Origin of the sequence: Fortiea sp. LEGE XX443, assembly GCF_015206815.1 — a bacterium.
Taxonomy (GTDB): domain Bacteria; phylum Cyanobacteriota; class Cyanobacteriia; order Cyanobacteriales; family Nostocaceae; genus Nostoc_B.
This window is the reverse complement of the sequence record NZ_JADEXZ010000025.1, coordinates 44,578-65,986: the sequence shown is the minus strand read 5'-3', so window position 1 is coordinate 65,986 and position 21,409 is coordinate 44,578. Positions and strand designations below refer to the sequence as shown.

Annotated in this window: 18 protein-coding genes; 6 read left to right on the top strand and 12 right to left on the bottom strand. The window is 38.8% G+C overall.

Going from position 1 to position 21,409, the window contains the following annotated elements; all coding sequences use genetic code 11:
* Positions 1-130 precede the first annotated feature (130 nt).
* Positions 131-1,297, bottom strand: coding sequence for a ferrochelatase (hemH, locus tag IQ259_RS12060; protein WP_193884950.1), 1,167 nt, complete (start codon positions 1,295-1,297; stop codon positions 131-133).
* 92 nt (positions 1,298-1,389) lie between these two features.
* On the opposite strand from hemH, the gene IQ259_RS12055 reads away from it, so the two are divergent.
* Positions 1,390-2,013, top strand: coding sequence for a class I SAM-dependent methyltransferase (locus tag IQ259_RS12055; protein WP_193884948.1), 624 nt, complete (start codon positions 1,390-1,392; stop codon positions 2,011-2,013).
* Between the two features lie 40 nt (positions 2,014-2,053).
* On the opposite strand, the gene coaBC is transcribed toward IQ259_RS12055, so the two are convergent.
* The 7 genes from coaBC to IQ259_RS12020 form a co-directional block, all read right to left on the bottom strand.
* Positions 2,054-3,286, bottom strand: a complete 1,233-nt coding sequence (gene coaBC / locus IQ259_RS12050; RefSeq protein WP_193884946.1) for a bifunctional phosphopantothenoylcysteine decarboxylase/phosphopantothenate--cysteine ligase CoaBC — start codon at positions 3,284-3,286, stop codon at positions 2,054-2,056.
* Between the two features lie 55 nt (positions 3,287-3,341).
* Positions 3,342-3,554, bottom strand: coding sequence for a DUF2555 domain-containing protein (locus tag IQ259_RS12045; RefSeq protein ID WP_193884944.1), 213 nt, complete (start codon positions 3,552-3,554; stop codon positions 3,342-3,344).
* Between the two features lie 153 nt (positions 3,555-3,707).
* Positions 3,708-4,328 (bottom strand): alpha/beta hydrolase, encoded by a 621-nt coding sequence (locus IQ259_RS12040; protein ID WP_193884966.1) that lies wholly within the window; start codon positions 4,326-4,328, stop codon positions 3,708-3,710.
* Between the two features lie 160 nt (positions 4,329-4,488).
* Entirely contained in the window at positions 4,489-5,361 is an 873-nt protein-coding gene (locus IQ259_RS12035; protein ID WP_193884942.1) for a hypothetical protein, read from the bottom strand.
* Entirely contained in the window at positions 5,349-5,795 is a 447-nt protein-coding gene (locus IQ259_RS12030; protein ID WP_193884940.1) for a DUF488 family protein, read from the bottom strand. The genes IQ259_RS12035 and IQ259_RS12030 overlap by 13 nt, the downstream gene beginning before the upstream one ends.
* The gene (locus IQ259_RS12025; protein WP_193884938.1) at positions 5,788-6,447 is read right to left on the bottom strand and encodes a DUF488 family protein; all 660 of its coding nucleotides are present in this window, start codon (positions 6,445-6,447) and stop codon (positions 5,788-5,790) included. The genes IQ259_RS12030 and IQ259_RS12025 overlap by 8 nt, the downstream gene beginning before the upstream one ends.
* A gap of 13 nt (positions 6,448-6,460) precedes the next feature.
* Positions 6,461-6,637 (bottom strand): hypothetical protein, encoded by a 177-nt coding sequence (locus IQ259_RS12020; protein ID WP_193884936.1) that lies wholly within the window; start codon positions 6,635-6,637, stop codon positions 6,461-6,463.
* 166 nt (positions 6,638-6,803) lie between these two features.
* Here IQ259_RS12020 and IQ259_RS12015 point away from each other — a divergent pair, with 166 nt between their 5' ends.
* Both IQ259_RS12015 and arfB read left to right on the top strand, forming a co-directional pair.
* Positions 6,804-7,676: an S-methyl-5'-thioadenosine phosphorylase gene (locus IQ259_RS12015; RefSeq protein ID WP_193884934.1), complete on the top strand. Its 873-nt coding sequence runs from the start codon at positions 6,804-6,806 to the stop codon at positions 7,674-7,676.
* Between the two features lie 402 nt (positions 7,677-8,078).
* Entirely contained in the window at positions 8,079-8,492 is a 414-nt protein-coding gene (arfB, locus tag IQ259_RS12010; RefSeq protein ID WP_193884932.1) for an alternative ribosome rescue aminoacyl-tRNA hydrolase ArfB, read from the top strand.
* 13 nt (positions 8,493-8,505) lie between these two features.
* On the opposite strand, the gene gntT is transcribed toward arfB, so the two are convergent.
* Positions 8,506-9,864, bottom strand: coding sequence for a guanitoxin biosynthesis MATE family efflux transporter GntT (gene gntT / locus IQ259_RS12005; RefSeq protein ID WP_193884930.1), 1,359 nt, complete (start codon positions 9,862-9,864; stop codon positions 8,506-8,508).
* Positions 9,865-10,110: 246 nt separating this feature from the next.
* Positions 10,111-13,047, bottom strand: a complete 2,937-nt coding sequence (locus IQ259_RS12000; RefSeq protein WP_193884928.1) for a zinc-dependent metalloprotease — start codon at positions 13,045-13,047, stop codon at positions 10,111-10,113.
* Positions 13,048-13,720: 673 nt separating this feature from the next.
* Between IQ259_RS12000 and IQ259_RS11995 the strand changes: the two genes are divergently transcribed.
* The gene (locus tag IQ259_RS11995; protein ID WP_193884926.1) at positions 13,721-14,644 is read left to right on the top strand and encodes a DMT family transporter; all 924 of its coding nucleotides are present in this window, start codon (positions 13,721-13,723) and stop codon (positions 14,642-14,644) included.
* Positions 14,645-14,740: 96 nt separating this feature from the next.
* Here IQ259_RS11995 and IQ259_RS11990 read toward each other — a convergent pair whose 3' ends face one another.
* On the bottom strand, positions 14,741-19,351 hold the full coding sequence (locus IQ259_RS11990) for a tetratricopeptide repeat protein (RefSeq protein WP_193884924.1): 4,611 nt from the start codon (positions 19,349-19,351) through the stop codon (positions 14,741-14,743).
* Between the two features lie 296 nt (positions 19,352-19,647).
* Positions 19,648-20,142, bottom strand: a complete 495-nt coding sequence (gene msrB / locus IQ259_RS11985; protein ID WP_193884922.1) for a peptide-methionine (R)-S-oxide reductase MsrB — start codon at positions 20,140-20,142, stop codon at positions 19,648-19,650.
* A 530-nt stretch (positions 20,143-20,672) separates the two neighbouring features.
* Here msrB and IQ259_RS11980 point away from each other — a divergent pair.
* Both IQ259_RS11980 and IQ259_RS11975 read left to right on the top strand, forming a co-directional pair.
* Positions 20,673-21,080 carry a DUF2267 domain-containing protein gene (locus IQ259_RS11980; protein ID WP_193884920.1) on the top strand — a complete coding sequence of 136 codons (408 nt, stop codon included), beginning with the start codon at positions 20,673-20,675 and terminating at the stop codon, positions 21,078-21,080.
* Between the two features lie 90 nt (positions 21,081-21,170).
* Positions 21,171-21,398 (top strand): hypothetical protein, encoded by a 228-nt coding sequence (locus tag IQ259_RS11975; RefSeq protein ID WP_193884968.1) that lies wholly within the window; start codon positions 21,171-21,173, stop codon positions 21,396-21,398.
* The last annotated feature ends 11 nt before the right edge of the window (positions 21,399-21,409 follow it).

Genomic DNA, 21,409 nt, shown 5'->3' with positions numbered 1-21,409 from the left:
CATTTCAAAATTTGAACTCATAGCTCTCAATGGTGCTGTATATACGTATTTACAGCTTATGCCTTGAGAGCTTTTTTTACTCAAATACCCACTTTTTTTAATTCGACTATCTGGGATCTGGACTAAGTTTTTATTGCAAAAGACCAATCATGTGTAATAACCCATGACCAGTAATTAGTTCAATAATTAAGGCAATAAAGCCTAACATTGCAATCCGACCATTCCAAACTTCCGCACTGGTTGTTATACCCCACTCCCAACTCTCAGGTGGATACATTTTCACCTTTTTTTTCATTTGGGTGACTTGAGAGAGCTTGAAGTTGGGTTGTTGTAGTGCTTCGATGACTAAATCAGCCAATGCTCTAATAAATACTGGATGAGTATTCGGAGCCGGTACGCGCCGGAAGTTATGAATCCCTGCTTCTTCTGCGACTTCTCGATACTCAATATCAATTTCTTGTAGTGTCTCGATATGTTCGGAGACGAAACTGATGGGTACAACGACCAAATCTTTAACGCCTTGTGTGCCTAATGCTTTTAGCGCATCTTCAGTGTAGGGTTTTAGCCATTCTACTGGCCCGACACGACTTTGATAAGCCAAAGTATGAACATTTGGGCGATTGAGAGTCTGCATAATCAAATATGTGCATTCCTCAATTTCTTGCTGATAGGGATCACCTGCTTCTTCAACGTAGCTTTTAGGAACACCGTGAGCGCTAAAGAAGATATGTACGTCATCAGGATGAGGAAATTGATCTATTTCCTGAGCGATAAGTTGCGCCATCGCTTGCAGGTAGCTTGGTTGTTTGTACCAAGAGGGAATAACTGTGTATTCAATTTGTTGTAGTTTTGAGTCTTCCTGCCAGAGTTTTTCTAACAACCGAAAGCTAGAACCACTGGTACTAATGGAAAATTGCGGGTAGAGAGGCAGAATAACTAGTTTTTCGATATCATCTTGAGTCAAGAGTGCGATCGCTTCCTCTGTATAGGGATGCCAATAACGCATACCTACGTAGATATTAGCTTCGTGTCCCAAATTACTCAATTGTTCTTTTAGGGCTTCTCCTTGAGCTTCTGTAATTCGCCGTAATGGAGAACCGCCACCAATTTGCTTATAATTTTCTTGAGATGTTTTCATGCGCCGCGAAGCAATAAACCACGCTAGGGGTCTTTGCAACCAGCGAAATGGTAGGCGTATGATTTCTGGATCGGAAAATAGATTGTACAGAAACGGCCCGACATCTTCTAACTTGTCGGGGCCACCGAGATTGAGTAATAAAACGCCTACACGACCCATAGCAGCTATTTTCCCCCAACTCTTTCAGATTTTTTACTAATGTTAACAATATATCTTTATTAAATATAAAGCTTAACTGTCAGGAAAATATAATGGCAACAATTTTACGAGATTTAAGTTATCGGTATCAATGGTTGTATGATGGGATTTCTCGCGTAGCAGCTATCAGTGTGGGTGGTGAAGCTCGTTTTCGTCAACTGGCTTTAAAAGGGTTAACGATTCATTCAGATACTCAAGTTTTAGATTTATGTTGTGGCAGTGGACAATCAACGCAATTTTTAGTGAAATATTCACAAAATGTAACAGGACTAGATGCTTCTCCACGATCTTTGCAACGAGCCAGGCAAAATGTTCCAGAAGCTGCTTATGTGGAAGCTTTTGCGGAGAAAATGCCATTTACAGATAATTCTTTTGATGTGGTACATACCAGCGCTGCTTTACATGAAATGCAGTCTGAACAATTGCAGCAAATAATTCAAGAGGTTTATCGGGTGCTAAAACCGGGAGGAGTGTTTACATTAGTAGATTTTCATGCCCCTACTAATCCAATATTTTGGCCTGGTGTATCATTGTTTTTACTATTGTTTGAAACTGAGACAGCTTGGCAGTTAATCAAAACTGATTTGCCAGTTTTGTTGAGTGAAATTGGTTTCAATGTAGATCAGTCAACATTGTATGCCGGTGGGAGTTTACAAGTGATTCAAGCAAAGAAATAAACTACATTTTTGGGGAGTAGGGAGTAGTTTTATCAAGAAATTAAACATCTCTAATCCTAATAAAATCGAATAAATGATGAGCCATTTGTAGTTTAGAACAATGGGCAATTTCTAATTGATGACCTTGCCCATCTATAAATATGGCTTGATTATTGTTACTCCCAAAACCACTATCAGGTTGATCGATGGGATTAGCAACAATTACATCTAATTTCTTAGTCTGCAACTTTTCTTTTGCTGGGGTGATAATATCTCCCGTTTGAGCAGCAAAGCCAATTAATAATTGATGTGATTGTTTGAGTTGTGCTAATTGGGCAACGATATCAGGTACAGGTTCGAGAGGTAAAGCTTGGGGGAGCGATCGCTTGGGCAATTTCTCTGTACTATAGTCTCTGGGTTTAACATCAGCCACAGCGGCAGACATGACAATCACATCAGCATTCGGTAAATATTCCAACATCACCTGCTGCATTTCTTCCGCTGAGATGACGGGTATTGCTTGTACTCCCAAAGGAACAACCCAACTGGCGGGACTATTTACTAAAGTGACATTTGCACCGCGATGCAATGCTGCTTGTGCTAAAGCCAAACCCATTTTACCCGTTGAAGGATTGCCAATAAATCTTACTGGGTCGAGATACTCTCGCGTTCCCCCAGCACTAATTAATATGCGTTTACCTATGAAATCTCGCTTACCGCCAGTATGTAACAGTGATTGAATATGAGTGACAATTTCTGAGGGTTCTGCCATTCTCCCAGCACCAATGCGATCGCACGCTAATAAGCCTGATGCTGTACTCATTCCATGATAGCGGCTGTCTGTTAACAACTGCTGCCAATTGCGCTGCACCGACAACTGTTCCCACATATCGGTATTCATCGCTGGCGCTAACAGCACAGGACAAGTGGACGCTAACACGGTATTTGTGAGTAAATTATCAGCCATTCCGTAGCTTAACTTAGCTAAGGTATTCGCCGTTAAAGGTGCAATTAGCAACAAATCTGCCCATTCTCCCAATTCAATATGCAAGGGACGGGAGTGAATTGGTTGCCAGAAACTATCATCTGTATAAGCTTGATGACGGGAGAGAGTAGCTAAAGTCAGAGGTGTGATAAATTTTTGCGCGGAACGGGTGAGAAGAACTCGAACTTCCACCCCGCTTTTAAACAGAGTTGAAACCACCTCACAAACTTTATAGGCGGCGATACCGCCGCCTACACAAATTAGAACCCGTTTGTTGAGATTTGTGCTTGAAGACTGAAGATTAGACATCAGAAAAAAAGATGAAGCCTGAAATTAATTTCATACTTCATACTTTATACTTTGTCTAAGCTTCATCGTAGGGTTCTAAATCTAAGAGGTAGATATAGGGTTCAACTAACTCTGGACGCTGAAAGGCGATCGCTCGCAGTAGATGCCAGTCGTTCAAACCCTCAAAAGCATTGCTATAATTGTCGAGATCCAGACGAGTAGCTAACTCTTCCACATCTGCCGCGGTCATGGCAGCAATTTCTGTCTTGGAAATGCCTAGAGTCTTCATCGTGCTTGCCCCTCCCTTATGCAGCATTTGCATCCAGCCTGGGTGAAATTGCGCTTGACGCAACCACCCAATCTATATTACTCATTAGAGTGCATTTGTTTCGTAAAAATTTGCATGATTTTTACCATATTTATAAAAAATTTGTATTCCAGACTACCCAACTTTATTTAAAACAAAATTTCGTAACGCTTCTAACATTTGCAGGTTAATTTCATGTCCCGCATCAAATTCCATATAATCTAACGCAAATCCCAGAGACTGCAACGTTTCCCGCGTTTTTATGGCTGCTTGCAATGGCACAACTTCATCTCTAGTACCGTGCATAATCAAAGTTGGCGGAATATCCTTTTTAGCTGTTGGTGCTGCATCAGGGTGCAAATAACCACTCATTACCACTAAACCAGCTAGGGGTAATTTCAATCCCACTTCTAACGTCATCGCCCCGCCTTGAGAAAAACCCGTCAAAATCGTCCGCGATAAAGGTACACCAGTGCTGCTTTCTAAAGATTGCAAAAAATCAGTCAACAGTTGCCGACTTTCAGCCAAACCCTGATACATATTTTCCATTCGCAGGTCGTACCATGCCTTACCAATAGAAGAATAAGGATGAGGATATGGTGCGTTAGGAAAAACAAACTGGTAATTAGATAACTGAAAATAAGGTAATAAAGATGCTACATCTTCAGCATTAGCACCCCAACCGTGCAAAGCGACAACTAAGCCAACCGGGGGTTGAGAATTAGCCGTGGGGACATGAATAAATTGTAAAGACAGAAGCTTACTCCTCAGAAATTACTTACATACTTAAATTCTATTTCTAACATTGAATGAAGAATTTGGTATTACTGAATTTAAAATATGATTGTTGCTACTTAAAAAATAAACTTTTTTTTCTTACCTGCTTGCATCCCTTCACTAAAATTCGTTACTTTAATCAAAAGGGCAAATTATTAGAATCACCTGGTAGAGATTTAAGATAATTCAAAAATTGAGTTAATTCGAGCAAAGTTAACTGTTGTCGCGATCGCTTGTTAAAACTTTGTTGTAAATAATTGCGCCCTTGTTCTACATTCCAACCAATTCGCTCCATTTGTTGATCTGTTTGAGCAGTTAAATCATTTTTTATACTTTCCGGGTAAGAAATTTCTATCACACCCGCTATGAGTTTCCAACAAGGAGGCTCACCCTCCCAATTATTATATGCCCAAGGTAGGCTTAAGCTCACTGTCACCAAATATTCACCTGTGATTTGATATCTACTTTCCAGCTTTTTGACAAATACTGGATCAGTGATTTTCGCCTCTATTAAATTTTGTTCGGAGGATGTTTTTAGCGTACCTTTCCACTCTATTGCTCCGTTAACACCTTCCTTTGGCTGTACAGAAAAATCAATAACATGAATTAGTTGTAGTGTACGTCTTTCGTAAAAAGGTAGAGATTGAAGATAAGATACATTAACATATTTATTAGAATTATGAAGAATATGAGGGTAATTTCTATAAAGTGATAATAAATTTGCAGGTGAAGCCTTACCTAATAGTTGCCATTTTCCCTGTAGTATAGTTAGGTTTTCACTTTCAAATCCAAAGTCATTACCTGTATCTGCTAAAGGAATAGCAATAATATCTAATAATTCCGGTTCTCTACCTTCCACAAGCCTAACTTCTCTTGGAACTCGACCATCGTTGGGATACTGTTCACATACAGGACGAATCCATCTACCAGTATCTAGATCAATTCCTGCAACACAACGCTCTTTGAGTTTCCAAGAATTGGCAAGACAAACAATCCGCTTTAAAGATGGCATACTTTAACATTGCCCCACTTGCCATTTAAATATTCTGCAACTAAGCGACGATGGCAGTTATGAGGTTTAGCTTCACTACATAAAAGACATCCACCATCAAATATCTCTGGTTGAATTCTCTTTTCAATTTCTCGTTCAGCCATCAGCTTGAGAAACTTCTGCTCATAAGTTGCCCAATCACCTTTATTTTTTTTATACTCGTCCAAAATCTCCTTTGTAGGTGCTAGTTCAATCAGATGAGTATAATCAATACGTCCAATTTTTTGCAAGAAATACTCTAAGTCTGACTTTTTCGCAAATCCCGCTAATTGAGACACATTATTCAGACGTGTATCTATAACTCGCTTTACTCCAGCTTTAACAAGAGTGTCAAAAAATTTCTGAGCAGTTTTTTGGGTAAAGCCAATAGTAAATAAGTTAACGGAATCATTCATGTTGACTTCCTCTTGTTTCTACATAAGCAATCTCATCACCTTGCAACCTGTATGCTTCTTGTATAGCTACCTCTTTTGATGGCAAAGTCTGGTTCTGATTAACAGATGGAACTTCATCAAAAAGAGATAACTGTACAGGATTTGCTACAAGAGCTAGTTGTTTAAATCCATATTTAGTTAATAATCTTTCTTCAAGCTGATGATGCGATTCTAAATCTCCATTATTTTTAATGTGATTGATTTCTAAATTATCTTCACCTCGCAAGTGTTGACAAACTAAAATCGCTCGATGGCAAACAATAGGATCTTTCTCTGCACACATCAGAGCAACTTTATAACGTTTTATACCTTTAATTACACGTTGAATACCTTGATGAAATAACTCAGTTACAGCAATCTTTTCATATACTGCTTTACCATCAACGTAACACTCTGAATTTTCCGGTCTAGCTCCCAATTCTCTTCCTAGAAATTCATAATGAATCTTGGCACTTGATAGGGAACCTTTAAGCGTTGAGCGATTAAAATGAGGTAAATAACGGCTGTAAGGATGTGATCGCACATCAGCCAAAGCAGTTACATCATGTTTTTGCAAAAGCTCGACAAAAGCCTCAATACTGTGATTTGAGTGACCAATCGTGAATAGTTCCATAACAGAACACCAATTACGGATCTATCAATAGTATAGCTTTCTCATCATTTCTAATGAAAACATCCCCAGGCATCAATGCCAAAATATTTTCGCGGCGTTGCATAAGTGCGGGATGAATCTGCGGTTGAAACCATTGATAATTCGTTCCGATTTGGGCTAAATCATCCCAAGATTCAGCAACGCCCAACATACAATCAGTTGGACTGAATTACAATCTCTGCGTTACCGTGAAAACCCCCATCACCCCTCCCTCTGGCAAGGCATGATATTACACCCAATCTCAACAGAATATTTTTCAGCTTAGTCCTACACCTGTGTAAAATAACTAGGCAGATCAGCAACAAGTATCAAAAATTATGGTTAATCCTAAGATTGGCATTATTGGTGGTAGCGGATTATATAAAATGGCTGCACTCAAAGATGTAGAAGAAGTGCAAATCCAAACTCCCTTTGGTTCGCCTTCGGATGCTGTGATTTTGGGGACATTAGAAGGGACAAAGGTAGCTTTTTTGGCACGTCATGGACGCAATCACACACTTTTGCCTTCTGAGTTGCCGTTTCGCGCTAACATCTATGCGATGAAGCAACTGGGGGTAGAGTATTTAATTTCGGCTAGTGCTGTGGGTTCTTTAAAAGCCGAAGCGAAACCATTAGATATGGTAGTACCAGATCAGTTTATCGATCGCACAAAAAATCGGGTTTCAACCTTTTTTGGGGAAGGTATTGTGGCTCACATTGCCTTTGGTGAACCGATTTGTCAAAATTTAGCTGGAGTATTAGCAGAAGCGATCGCATCTCTCAATCTACCAGATGTTACCCTACATCGTGGTGGGACATATATCTGCATGGAAGGGCCAGCATTTTCTACCAAAGCCGAATCAAACCTTTACCGCAGTTGGAGCGCAACGGTAATTGGGATGACAAACTTACCAGAGGCTAAGTTAGCCAGAGAAGCAGAAATTGCCTATGCAACTTTGGCACTGGTGACAGACTACGATTGTTGGCATCCAGATCATGATAGTGTCACTGTTGAGATGGTCATTGGTAACTTGCAGCGCAATGCAGTTAATGCTCAAAAGGTAATTCAAGAAACTGTGCGCCGTTTGAGTGAAAATCCACCACCCAGTGATGCACACTCAGCGTTGAAATATGCAATTTTGACTCAGTTAGATCAAGCACCAACGGCGACGAAAGAAAAATTGAAGTTGATATTACAAAAGTATTTATAGCTTCTACTAGGCTGGTGAGTCACAATATGGAGGTTTAGATTTATAGCAGGTGACAGGGAACAGGTGACAGGTGACAGGGTTAAAAGTCTTTTAGTGCATGAGTTTTATCATTGGCCGATGTCCTAACTGCCTTGGCTACTGCTATAACTCTCAACCATACAGAAATAAAGGCATACTTGCTTGATTTGCGCCAAAAAATTGTGGAGCCTAGGAAATGCAATAACTCAATACGCTTCACTTAAGAAAAGAAACATCAGCCTAAACAGATCAACCCTTCTGTAGGGGGTTTGGGGGCGGCAGAATGCCCCCAATCGGGGGTATGGGGGAGAATCCCCCAATTATTGGTTTTTCCGACATGATCAACTAGAAATCTGTTAACTGAACTGTATTACGCTATAAGTCATGCTGCAAATTTCTCATAAAATCATCATCCCCGATAGCGAAATCGAAATAAGCGCGATTCGCTCTCAAGGAGCAGGGGGTCAAAATGTCAACAAAGTTGCTACAGCTATCCACTTACGCTTTGACATTGAGGCTTCATCATTACCGGCTTTTTATAAACAGCAGCTTTTGAAGCTAAACGATAGGCGCATTACCCAAGAAGGAGTCGTTGTCATCAAAGCCCAAGAATACCGCAGCCAGGAGAAAAACCGGGAGGAGGCTTTACAACGACTCAAGCAACTTATATTAAGCGCTGTCATACTACCCCAAATCCGCAAACCCACCAAACCAAGTCGCAGTTCTCAAAAAAAACGTCTTGATAGTAAAACTAAGCGAGGACAGATTAAATCGGCTCGAAGACAGGTTATTGATTAAAATGTGAAAAATACTAACTAGATGGTAGTGGTTGCTGATTTTCTAAAGTTTGGCCACCCAATGTCCGAGGTATTTGGATTGCCAATACGGTCATATTAATTACCATATAAGCTACAAGAGACATCCACAGAAGTTGGTTATTGTGAACATACCATGCTGTCATAGCTAGAGGAAAAAAGCCCAATCCAAAGGCAATTAAGACGGCGTTACGTAGGGTAGCACCTTCCTTTAAGCCGATGAAGTAACCTTCTAACATAAAGGCGATCGCGGTTAATCCCAAAAGCGGCAGCAACCAGATAGTATAAGTTGTGATGTGTTTGTTGACTTCGGCGTGATTAGTTAACAATCCAAATACTGCATCGGGAAACAGCACTGACACTGCGGCAAAAGTTAATGCAATTACCAAACTAGTTAACACAGAGACAGTTAGTAGTGAACTCATCTGTTCTTTAGCACCTTTGCTGTAAAAGTTACCTGTCAGTGTTTGAGTTGTCATTCCCACACCTTGCACTGTGAACTGACTCAGCAAAGCAATCTGTAAGAGCAAACCGTTTTCTGTTAAGATTTCCGTTCCCATTGCTGCACTGAAGTTGGTGAAGATGGCATAAGTAGAAATCAGCACTAAAAATCGGATGAGAATGTTACTCTTGAGCGCCACAGTATCTTTGAGGGCTACCCAATCAAAAACTTCTTGCAAGGCGGCTGGTAAAGTTTGCCAAGGAATACTAAAGCAAGCATATATAATCCCAGTTATCAGCGCCAGATATTGACTAATAGCCGTTGCTAGTCCGGCTCCCATGCTTTCCCAACCCCACCGCGAAATCATCAAATAGTCTAGCAGCACGTTAGAACCATTACCAATCACAGACATCAGCAAGACTACGCTATTCTTTTCTTGTCCCATAAACCAGCCGATGAACACAAAGTTCAGCAAAACAGCTGGCGCTCCCCAAATTCTGGCTTGGAAATAATCAGCCCCAGCGATTTCAATGTCTGGGGAACCACTCAAAATTGTAAAGCCTATCTTTTGTAATGGGTATTGCAGCAACAGAATTAGCAAGCCAATTCCTAGGGCAATTAAGCCACTACGTATCCCTGCTAAGAGTACAGCTTTGTGGTCATCGAGTCCAACAGCTTGTGCAGTCAGCGCATTCACACTAGAGCGTAAGAATTTTAATACCCGGTAAAGGTAGTCAAAAATAATGGTTGCTAAGATGACTCCCGCCAAGTAACGAATGTCTGCTAGGTGTCCCAAAAAGGCAATGTCAACTAAACCTGCTAAGGGAACCATCATGTTGGATAGTACGCTAATGCTTGCCAGTTTGTAAAAGCGAGGCAAGAAGTTGTACTTGCTTGAGACCGCAATTGTCATAGATTGTTGTCTGTACTGGAATTTATCTTCCAGTCTGAACTATTTCCCTAAAAAATGACAGATTATATCGGCATCCTATTTGATTTAAGTAATCAGACAGAATTAATTACACAAATTTTTGACTGTAACCTGTAACCTTTAACCTGTCACCTATCTCCACCCATGAATTTTATTGTGTCCGACTACTTAAAAACATTGAGAGCTTCAAATTCCCGACTTCTTAAAAAAGTCGGGGATCTTGTTGTTCTAATTTCCTTGCAATGGTGCATTCAAAGCTTTTTCAATGCGATCGCGTGTTTCGAGAATATGGGCTTTGCTATACTCGTCTTGAGAACTTACCTGGGCGAGTTTTTCGTCTAATTGCTTGAGTTTATACCAAGCTAAAGTCCGGGCATCTTCTGGGACATTTTCTTTACGCAACACCATACCAATTAAGAGGTTAAGGTATTCTCGTTGCAGTCCTCGCCGCAGACTGGATATTTGCAAATCTGATCCTTGTGGTTTAACTACTTCTGTCCAAATTCCACTTTGCAGCGTATCAAATAATTCTGGTAAAGTCAGTGCTTTTTCTGCCTGAGTTTTGAGTTCCATATCTTTGAGACGGTTGAGGCGATCGCCTGAAAGTAAATCGCGCAACACCGCACTCTGTAAGAATAAGACTAGTTCGTGAATGGGATAATCTAAACGTCCAACCCGTGGATAGCTGCCCCAGTGCCGCCAACGGGAAGGTGCTAATTTATTCAAGAGGTCTGGGGAAAATTTTAAGGCATCTTCAGCAAACACATATTTGTGGAGAGTTTTTAAAGCTTGCCGTTGTTCTTCTAAGGGGACTGGTTGAAATGGTAAACGATTTTGGCCGCGCTGTTTGCTAGAGTCAATATCACCACCTTTGATCCGGTAAAATGACTGTCCACCAATATACTTACTGACATAGTAAATTTGCTGGAAATAGTTCCCTAACACTGTACTAAAGCGATCGCTTATATCGCTATAGCTTTCCCCGGCAGTGGGGTAACCTCTGTTCAGACGTTCCCACATCACCCGTGAATTATCTAGCTGCCATTGGGAATAAATCAGCACGTTGTTACTATTGTCCCAAGCATTGGCGGTGGGGTCGAGGTCGTAGACATCCTCATCTGTGGAATAACTCAACTCTGGCTTATAGGATTGGTTAGCGATTTCCTGCAACAATGGTTTTTCTGCTATGGGAGTTGTCGCTTGGGTGGAGATATAACCATATTTAATTACCCATTCATCATAAGCCCCCACCGCACTTGGAAAATAATCGCCTTGCTTTGTCCCTTGAGGTGCAATGTTTGGGGGAATGTAATCCATGACAGAAGCCGTCAACCCTTTATTGTGGGTGATATCTTTATTGTTCATCTCCTGGGGTGATAGTAGGGTACTACCCCGGAAGTTATGTCGCAAACCAAGGGTATGACCGACTTCGTGGGCAATAATTAAACGTAAATATTGATTGATATATGCTTTTACTTGGTCTTGGCTGGGTGTACCGTCTTTCAAAAGGGTCATCGCTAGGGAACCAAAAGAAAACTGGTTAGCTGCTTCTATGCCGTAGCATAAATCATACTCTCCAGCTAGTTTGGATAAATTTTGCAATAATCCATTCTGTTCTAACTGCGGCGAATTTTCGTCTTTTGCAGTTTCACCACCACAAAGAAAGCGATTTTGCATCCATGTTGATAAGGATGTGCGGTTTTGGGTTTGGTTGGGTTGGACAATTTTACGATACTCACCCTTCAGCAACCGCACAAAACTGGCATCTACTAAAATGTCTGCATCTAAAATTTCTCCAGTTAGGGGGTTAACCCGCGATGGCCCCATTGCAAAATAACCATCAACTGTATTGATCCAGCGAATTGTGTTGTAGCGAATATCCGCAGGGTCCCAAGTAGCATTATCTGGCATTTGTCGGGCTTCGATGGCATCTTTAAACCCTGCTTTGAGAAAAGCTTTGTTCCACATCAGTATGCCTTCTTTGATGGCATCACGGTACTCAAAGGGAACAGCATTATCAATCCAGAAAACAATTGGTTTTTTGGGACGGGAGATTGCAGCTTTCGGGTTTTCTTTTTCTAAATGCCAGCGATTGATATAGCGGACAAAGGGATCGCCGCTGTCTTTAGTTAAGTCTTGGTAAGCAGTGATGAAATAACCAACTCGTTCGTCAGCTAAACGAGGGCGATAACCATTATTTGGCAGTTGTGAGAGACTATAGTGGACGCGCAAAGTAAAGCCGCGATCGTCAGCCAGTGAGGCAAAACGCAGCTTTTGATTGTTGCGAACAATACCACCACTACCAGAAAAATTCAACACCGACTCAATTTCGACGTTATGAGGAAAAGCCTTAGCATCACCAAAGTATGACTGATCTGTAGTAGTTTTCACACCTAAACTCGCAGATAATCCCGCTAAGTCGGACAGTAACAAGTCATTTAGGTCGATGAGGATAGTTTTGCGTTGGGGATGAACGCTTTTGACAGGTAACATGTACAGAATCGAATCGCTAAATGAACGGGCAAGCGATCGCGCTTGTGGATCTCCTTCTCTTGTGCGAAAATTTACGTTTCGCACGACGAAGTGTAATTTGTTTTCTACACGTTGCCAATAAAATAAAAAATCTTGCAAAGGTATACCACTGTAAATGCCTCGTTCGCCAATTCCCGATTCTAGTGTGGCAGTCGCTAGGTAATTATTATTTAGCTGTTCTGGTTTAATTTCGAGATAAATTTTATTCTTTTTTTTACTGCGATAGAGGGTAAACAGTCCCTCTTTTTTTTCTGTATCTTTAACTACTTCATCAAATTTTTCTAAATCGTCTTTGGTTGGTGGTTTAACAGTTGAATTAGGCTTAGTTTCTGGCTTTTTAGCTGGTTTACCAACTTCTAAAAATGGTTGTTGTTGTGCTTGTTTTATATCTTTCACCACCCAAGTAAAAGGTTGACTTTGGACTTTTTTATTTTGATTAATTACCCAAACTTGCGATGATGGTAATTTTTTCCAAACCGCTTGTGTGGCAGTAGTGTTAGTGTTAACTTCTGCAATCTGGTTAATACGTAAAGCTTTCATGTCTCCGGGATTACGCGATGACTCGGCACTAGCAGTTGCTATTCCTACTAAAAAACTATGCAACAAAATCACATAAAAAGTTACTTTATTCATTTAGTCTAGCCCTGATAAAGATTACTAGTTAGTTTTTAATGTTTTACAAAGAAAAAATTTTGATGCTATTAGTAAAATCAACCTAAAAATACCTAATTTATCTGATATCCAAAAGAGATTTTTGTCTTCAGTTTTTATAGATATTTTTCTATTTTTGTTGTACTGTGGCAATCTTCCTAACAATTTCTTATGGAATAAACAGTACGTATTATTGTGCCAGCACCTGAGTAACGATGCTGGTAAACCTTACACAATTTAGGCAAAAACTTCTAAAAAATATAAATTCACTGATAAATAAGCAAATTTTAGCGCCAAAACTAAAGTTTATTCCCGATAAAAATCCCTCTTTGCCTGAGATTTAGCTGTTGTTAAGTCTTTTTGTCAATAGAATATATAGGATTTCTATTTGATTTTTGAACAAAACTCAGTACACATTTATTCTTTCTTCCCTGTTCCCTGTCACCTGTTCCCTATCTCTACGAGTGATTCAAAAATCAAAGCAGGTTACTATATATACTACTTTATACTTTTATCTTTGGCATCTCGAAACTAGACTCAACAATAAAAAATTAAGAAATTTTTAAAGATTTCTTGTTAATAGTCATTTGTTATTCTCCTTCTTGTTTTTAGAATTTAGCACTTTTTTTAGCCAGAGTTTTGATAGCATAACTAAATGTCATTACATCAAAACTCTGGCCGCTGGCGTTTAGGGCTGGCATTATCTCTACTGACTGTTTTCTTGTGGGGAATTTTACCTATCGCGCTGGTGGTGATACTGCAAGCGCTTGATGTCTATACAGTGATTTGGTTTCGCTTTTTGGTATCATTTGTGCTGCTAAGTGTCTATTTAGGGGTGCGTGGTAAATTACCAAAGTTACGACAATTGCATTCTGCTGCGTGGAAGTTGTTAGCGATCGCTACACTAATGTTAGCGGCTAATTATTTTTTATTCATGCAAGGTTTAGCGCTGACATCCCCTACAAATGCAGAAGTACTGATTCAATTAGCGACTTTGCTATTAGGCTTAGGTGGGTTAGTAATTTTTCAAGAACGTTATACACTCCGTCAATGGATTGGTGTTAGTGTACTTATTTGTGGTTATATTATATTTTTCCGCGACCAACTAAGCAATTTAATTACTGCACAGGGTACATATATTTTTGGTAGTAGTTTAATAGTATTAGGAGCAGCGGTCTGGGCAGTTTACGCCTTAGCACAAAAGCAGCTATTACAATCATTATCTTCTGCTAATATTATGATGCTGATTTATGGAGGGTGTGCTTTATTATTTACACCTTTAGCTAAACCAGCAACTATTTTACAACTGAATACTTTGCAGTTAGGAATATTAATTTTCTGTGGTTTAAATACTTTAATTGCCTATGGTGCTTTTGCCGAATCATTAGAACATTGGGAAGCGTCAAAAGTTAGTGCAGTCATTGCTTTAGCTCCCATAGGGACATTAATATCAGTTGAGTTAGTGGCAATATTCTTACCTGCTTTAATTCCAGCAGAAAATATTACCCTTGTTGGCATTATAGGTGCAGGTTTGGTAGTAAGTGGTTCTATGGCGATCGCTTTGGGTAAAAATAGTTAATTAACGCCATGTGGAACTTATTCTTAAAACCCCTCTCCATAAAATTATTTTGCATTTATCCAACGTCACTATTTTAATTGAGCGATCGCCATATCATCACAACCCATTACCAATTAAAATAAATGGCGACCAGTAATAAGGGTGAGAATAATCACTTTCGTTAGTACCGGGTTTGCTCCGTAGTAAACTTAATTGTGCTTGGCGTAAAGCTTCAGCTTTCGTTGGGCGATTTTTATTACCTAGATTGCGGTAAAATTGCTGCATGAGTAAACTGGTGCTGCGATCGTCCACTAACCACAGAGAAGCTATTACAGCCTTTGCACCTCGATTCAAAAAGGAATACGCCACACTAGCAATTTCTACTCCATCTTGACGAGAACCTGCAAGGGCTGTTTGACAAGCAGATAAAACAACTAAATGAATATTGCTTAACCCTGTTAAAGTTTGAATTTGAGGAATTGCCAGTTTTTCACCATTTCCTAACAATAAATAAGAAGCATCTTTGCTATCAGGAACAAATTCACCATGAGTAGCAAGATGTAAAATCTTGTTACCAGTAAGATTGTCTCGCAGATTCCGAAAATCAAAAGCATTGTTGAGAAACTCTTGTCCTGGATATATACCTTGTTGATTTTTCTGCGTTTTAACAATTGCATTCAACTCTATGGGGACATTTTCTAGCGCATCGAAACCAGCAACCGCTTGAGAAAGTCCCATTGCTAAAACCGAAGCATTTTGCGTTCCTGCGGGTAAAGTAGTAGCAGTATCTGTTAAATCTGCGGACAAAACATTGTAGATTGTGTAATTTTCAATTAAATATTGCTTACCATCAAACAAAGCACTCATAGGGACATAGCGTGTTACCCTATCAAGAGCAAACACAAGATTTTTTACTTTATTTTCTTTCAGTTCTGCTTCTAAAGGTTTGATTAACCAGTTATGCAGTTTTTGACTAACTGACTGAATTTGAGCAATTTCCTTAGCATCACAATCAATATTTTGGCATCGTCCTATAAACTTGCGAAATTCTTGGACTGTATTTCCTAATTCTTCTCGTCCAACTTTGACTTCAAACTTTTTAGCCGCATCGCCAGAATACAGCAGCAACCAAAGTTTATCTTCTAGTACCAATGGGTAAATCATCACTGTACCTGGTTGTGCTTTGACTATTTCTAAAACTTTCGGACTGTCAGGACGAAATGCACCAGGATCTTTTGCTAAACGTTCTCTAATTTCTGTTTCAATTTTATTTAATTCTTGATTAAATTCAGCAACTACGTTTGTAAGTTTATCGTTGAGTTTAGTTTTATCTTTGCAGTTAGTTTGTTCACACTCGCTAATTTGTTTTGCTAAAGCAATAATCGATTGATTAGGTGCAGCAATTTTTGTCTCATTCGGATTTAAAATAACTTTTGGCTTCTCTGTTGGAGAAACGCCAGTAGTAGCAAAATCTTTAATTTCTTGAATCTTGAGCAGTTCTAAAACCTGTGTTGCTTCTTGTTCTCGATTTTGAGATATTAATAAACTTGCCAATTGACGATAAACATCAGAGGTTGTTACTTTACCAAAATCAACCTTTGTTTGCAAAAAAGAAGCTTGTAACTGTGGTGGTAATCCTTCAATATTGCGGCGGACTTGTTCAATACCATTAATGGCTTGTTTGTAGTAAGTAATAGCAATATTTGGTTGATTTAATTCAGCATAAGCACGACCTAAACCAGCATCAATACCCCAACTACCACCTGTAACTTCTGTAGGTGTTTTAATTGCTAATGCTTGTTGATAAGCTGTAATTGCTTGCTGTTTTCTCCCAAACTTGCGATGTAAATCTCCTAAAACATTGAGTGCATCTTTTTCATAAATTGGGTTCTGTACTTTTCTCGCAAAGGCTAAATAAATTTGGATTTCTTGGATTGCTTGTTGATCATTACCTAATTCACCATAAGCAAGGCTTAACATTCGATGTGGTACTATCTCCCAAACTGGTTTTTTACTTTCTTTTAAAATAGCTAAACTTTGTTGGGCAAAGTCTACAGTTTTTTGTCCTTCTCCGGTGTTGTAGTAGTTACCTGCAACAGCCAGTAAAGCAAAAGCTTCGCCGTTGCGATTTTGTAGTTTTCGCTGTTTCGTTAATAGTTGTTGATAAAATTCGTTGCTTTTTTGATAATCACCCAAATCGCTGTAAATATTGCCAAGAGTATTTAGTGGAGATATTTCAACAGAAGGGCTTTTGATTTCTTGAGCAATTTTTAAACTTTGCTGGGTGAACTCTAAAGCTTTGGGATAATCTCTCAGATTTCTGTAAACGTTACCGAGATAAGCTAATGCTTGAGCTTCTGAAGGGCGTGCTTGAATATCTCTGCTAATTGCTAAACTTTGTTCTACTAATTCTTTGCCTTTTTGGTAATTACCAATATCGGTGTAAGCACTACTCAAATTAAGTAGTAATTGTGCTTCTGAAGGACGATCCTTAGTTTTTCTAGCTTCTAATAATGGTGGTTCTGCGACTGCAATAACTTTGCTATATTCACCCAAGGAATTATAAATATCAGCTAGATTAATTGAAGCGGTGACTTTACCTAAGAAATTGTTAGTTTTTTCTGCTATTACCAAGCTTTGTTGAGTATATTTTATGGCTTCCTTATATTCTCCTCTTACATAGTATATTCTACTCAGCCTTAACAAAGGAATTTGTAGTGCGAAATCGCTTTTTAACTCCCTTGCTATTACTAAAGACTGATTGGCAATTTCAATAGCTTTTTGTGTATCCCCAAAGGAAAGATAAATTTCACTTAGACTACTTAAAGCTAAAAATTCTTTACCACGCTGATTGGTTTTTTTTAAAATTGCTAATCGTTGTTGAGTAAATTCTACTGCTTTTTGATAATTACCTTGTTTGTTATAAATATCACTAAATATATTTAAAGCTTCGGCCTCTAAGTTTGGGTTTTCTAAGCGTTTAGCAATTTCTAAAATTTGCTGCGCTGACTCAATAGCAGAGTTATAATTTCCTTGCTTTATGTAAATACTACTAATTTGCTTTAAAGCTCTTACTTCTAGCGGCGGTTCTTTAATTTGGCGAGCAATTACTAAAGCTTTCTCAGTCACTGCAATAGCTTTAAGAAAATCTTTCAAGTTATCATATACAAAACCTAAATCAATTAATGCATCAGCTTCTAATTGCGGCTGATTAAGATTTTGTACTACACTTAAACGTTGTTGAGCAAAATCTAACGCTTTATTATATTCTCCAAGACCAATATGAATAAGATTTAACAAACCTAAAGCATCCGCAGGTAATCTCCGAGCATAATTTTGTGTTATGGGCGACAATTCAGCAATTTTTATGTCTCGTGCTTTCACTAAACTCTGTTGACAGGCTGCTATTGCCTTTTGAAACTCTCCCAAGACATTATAATTACTACAAATAGAGTTTAAAATTAAAACCTCATCAACGAAATCTTTTTGTTCTCTAGCAATTTCTAATTGCCGTTCGTTCAACTCAATTAATTGACGATATTCTCCTTGTATATTATAAATTACTCCTAGCTGAGATAGAGAATTATACTCAGTATTAAGCACCTTAATTTGTCGAGCAATTTTAATTGCTTGTTGAAATAGTTCGATGGCTTTTTTATTATCTCCTAAATATCTGTAAGCCACTCCTAATGATTCTAATGTACTTGCTTCTTCTGCTTGCCGATTTAATTTTTTGGCAAGAATTAAAGCTTCTTCTGCTAACTTGATTATTTGATTAGATGCTTCTTTGACTTGAGATATCATGCCACGTGAATCAGCATTGGAAGCAATTAACTCATATTGATTAGTAATTGCTATTAATGTTGTAAGTTGGAAATTTTCTGCTCTAATTTCCCGTTGAACTACTAACGCTTGTTGATAAAAATCTAGAGCGCGGTCATTTTTATTTAGCCGAGCATGAGTCAGTCCAAGATTATAGAGACTTCTGCCTTCTAAGTCACGGTTTCCTACTGCGCGACTGATAGCTAAAGCCTTACTATACCAGTCTAAAGCGTTAGGATAGTTTGACATATTCAAGTGAACTGATCCTATTCTAACTAAGGTATATCCCTCTTGAAATTTATCTCCTAAGTCTTGATGTATTTTTAATGCTTGCTGTGAAATTTCTAAAGCTTTCTCAGCTTGTTTTAAATAAGAATAAGTCAAACCTATTCTACTGAGAGTAATACCTTCTCCAGTTTTGTCTTTTACTTCACGGCGAATTGCCAAAGCTTGCTGTAATATTTCTAATGCTTTCTCATTTTGATTTAAATTAGAGTAAGCTGCACCAATATTATCAAGAGTTTCGCCTTCATTTGCACTGTCTTTAATTTCTTTGTGAATTGCTAAAGCTTGTTGTAGTATTTCTAATGCTTTCTGATATTGAAATAATAAGTTATAAATCTGTCCTAAATCGTTTAGAGTTTGCCCAATACTTTTTTTATCATTAATTTTGCGATAAATAGTTAGTGCTTGTTCATAAGTTTTTATTGCATCTTCATAATATCCACTGCGATATTGTTGTACGCCTTGTTCATAAAGTTTATCTGCTTCGGCTTTGCGGTTAGATTGAGCTACAGTTTGTGCTAATGTCTGCTTGATTAATATATTGTTTGCTGATATTGCTACAGGTGAAAATAGAGAAAGTAGGAGGGTGGTGATGGTGATGTTTTTTAGTTGGGGACGCATGGTTATTTCTCTGGGGGAACAATTTGTTGAATGAGTAAAAATTGAGAGGTTCAGATTCCCGACTTCTTTAAGAAGTCGGGAATCTTGTTGTTCACAAATGATTTAGGACTGCCATAGACAGAAATACAATATATGAGTACGTTTTTACAAAAATATATAACTCTTTTTAATAACTCGGAATAAAGAAAAAACCCAGCTTTATTACAAACTGGGTTTTTGAAGTTGTTAATTATCTAAATATGATAGCGATCGCACCACATAATACAATGGAATACAATGAAGCGATCGCACCTTAATTAAGCCGGAATAAACTCTAACGCCACACCATTCATACAGTAACGTTGACCGGTGGGTGCAGGGCCATCACTAAACACATGGCCTAAATGTCCACCACAACGTCTACAATGTACTTCAGTGCGAGTCATAAACAACGACCGATCTACAGTAGTAGCGATCGCACCTTCAATTGGTTGAAAGAAACTTGGCCAGCCCGTGCCACTATTAAATTTGGTATCAGACTTAAACAGTGGTAATTCACAAGCAGCACATACATAAGTACCTTGTGCATACTGCTTATCAAGGGGGCTAGTAAAAGCGCGTTCAGTTCCGTGTTTACGCAAAACATGAAACTGTTCTGGTGTTAGGCTTTTGCGCCATTCTTCTTCAGATTTGGTAACTTCATACTCAGTGTTAGAACTTGCCACAATTTCTGCCCTCGGATTAATCAACGGTGATAATAAAGCTGCACCTGTTAATACAGCACCAGCCTCTAAAAAATAGCGTTTCTTCATATATTTATTATTAGTTTTTGCTTAATTGCATTTCACCATACATAGAAATTGTGTCGAAGCGTGATGCTTCCTATCTCTAATAAAACATATAACTGTTTTCAATTCTGTGCAAGACATGTTTTCTGACTCCGTATCCCATTCCCACGATAAACGTCAGATGTTTCATTAAAACCACACCTTCCATTAGATAGATATTTGAAATCAAGATATCGCTCCATCAGTCAGAGGACAAGTAATTGTTCGCTTTTTAGGATCGGGGCAGAAGATTGTAAACAGTCACCAGAATTAATTAAGTAGAAAGGTGCAAATAAACCGAACTATGTAACGGAAAGTAAAGTAGCTTGAAAACCTCTTCCCTTCTGCCTTCTGCCCTCTGCCTCCTGCCTTGTCATAACGACAATTTTTAACACCGACCTGGTTACTCATCTGTCATACATATTTTCAAAATGCACATTGACTTGTGAGTGTCTTTGTTTATTAACACAAAGTAGTCAGCCAAAATTACATGTTAATCAAAATCTGGAAGAAAAATGAAACACGATGAGTTTATTGGACAGGTGCAACATCGCGCCCATCTTAGTTATCGCGGTGATGCAGAACTTGCCACTCGCGCTACTTTAGAAACTTTAGCCGAACGCCTAGCAGGAAGAGAGCCGTTAAATGCTGCGGCGCAACTGCCAAAAGGCTTGGCTCAATATTTGCAACACCAATATGCAGGTGCTGGCACACGTTTTTCTCTAGATGAATTTTTTCAGCGCGTCAGTTTAAAAGAAGGCGCACAACTTCCTGACGCTGTTCATCATGCTCGTGCGGTGATTGAGGTATTGCAAGAAACAATCAGCCCCGGTGAAATTAATGATATCCGCTCTCAACTTCCATCAGAATATGACCCATTGTTTGATTCAGGAAGTCAAGGACGGATGCGGGTTAATACTTAAAAATTTAACAACAATCTGCTGAAATTATGGTGGCTATGCCTGTTGCCGTAGCTGAATAATAAACAAACTTTAAATCGGAGTAATTAGCGTGTGAACTTACAAATCTATGAATTGAAAGAAACAGCAACTCAATTACTAGCAGCTATGCTATCTAATCCCCACATTTACCCGCAAGTCAGTGATGAGGGAGGTTATGGACAGATGGAACAGCAGTTAATTATTGTGGCTGTAGAGATGGCTGAAAGCTTAATTCAGCATATCAACAATGCTCATCCCCATAGTGAACCAGAACTAAATTCTAAAAACGAATCTTGTTGATGACTTTTAAA

Coding starts and splice junctions, on each gene's coding strand:
- IQ259_RS11980 (WP_193884920.1), top strand. CDS start 20,673: ATGAAACACGATGAGTTTATTGGACAGGTGCAACATCGCGCCCATCTT.
- gntT (WP_193884930.1), bottom strand. CDS start 9,864: ATGACAATTGCGGTCTCAAGCAAGTACAACTTCTTGCCTCGCTTTTAC.
- IQ259_RS11990 (WP_193884924.1), bottom strand. CDS start 19,351: ATGCGTCCCCAACTAAAAAACATCACCATCACCACCCTCCTACTTTCT.
- IQ259_RS12015 (WP_193884934.1), top strand. CDS start 6,804: ATGGTTAATCCTAAGATTGGCATTATTGGTGGTAGCGGATTATATAAA.
- IQ259_RS12000 (WP_193884928.1), bottom strand. CDS start 13,047: ATGAATAAAGTAACTTTTTATGTGATTTTGTTGCATAGTTTTTTAGTA.
- IQ259_RS12045 (WP_193884944.1), bottom strand. CDS start 3,554: ATGAAGACTCTAGGCATTTCCAAGACAGAAATTGCTGCCATGACCGCG.
- msrB (WP_193884922.1), bottom strand. CDS start 20,142: ATGAAGAAACGCTATTTTTTAGAGGCTGGTGCTGTATTAACAGGTGCA.
- IQ259_RS12055 (WP_193884948.1), top strand. CDS start 1,390: ATGGCAACAATTTTACGAGATTTAAGTTATCGGTATCAATGGTTGTAT.
- IQ259_RS12025 (WP_193884938.1), bottom strand. CDS start 6,447: ATGGAACTATTCACGATTGGTCACTCAAATCACAGTATTGAGGCTTTT.
- hemH (WP_193884950.1), bottom strand. CDS start 1,297: ATGGGTCGTGTAGGCGTTTTATTACTCAATCTCGGTGGCCCCGACAAG.
- arfB (WP_193884932.1), top strand. CDS start 8,079: ATGCTGCAAATTTCTCATAAAATCATCATCCCCGATAGCGAAATCGAA.
- IQ259_RS12020 (WP_193884936.1), bottom strand. CDS start 6,637: ATGTTGGGCGTTGCTGAATCTTGGGATGATTTAGCCCAAATCGGAACG.
- IQ259_RS12030 (WP_193884940.1), bottom strand. CDS start 5,795: ATGAATGATTCCGTTAACTTATTTACTATTGGCTTTACCCAAAAAACT.
- coaBC (WP_193884946.1), bottom strand. CDS start 3,286: ATGTCTAATCTTCAGTCTTCAAGCACAAATCTCAACAAACGGGTTCTA.
- IQ259_RS12035 (WP_193884942.1), bottom strand. CDS start 5,361: ATGCCATCTTTAAAGCGGATTGTTTGTCTTGCCAATTCTTGGAAACTC.
- IQ259_RS11995 (WP_193884926.1), top strand. CDS start 13,721: ATGTCATTACATCAAAACTCTGGCCGCTGGCGTTTAGGGCTGGCATTA.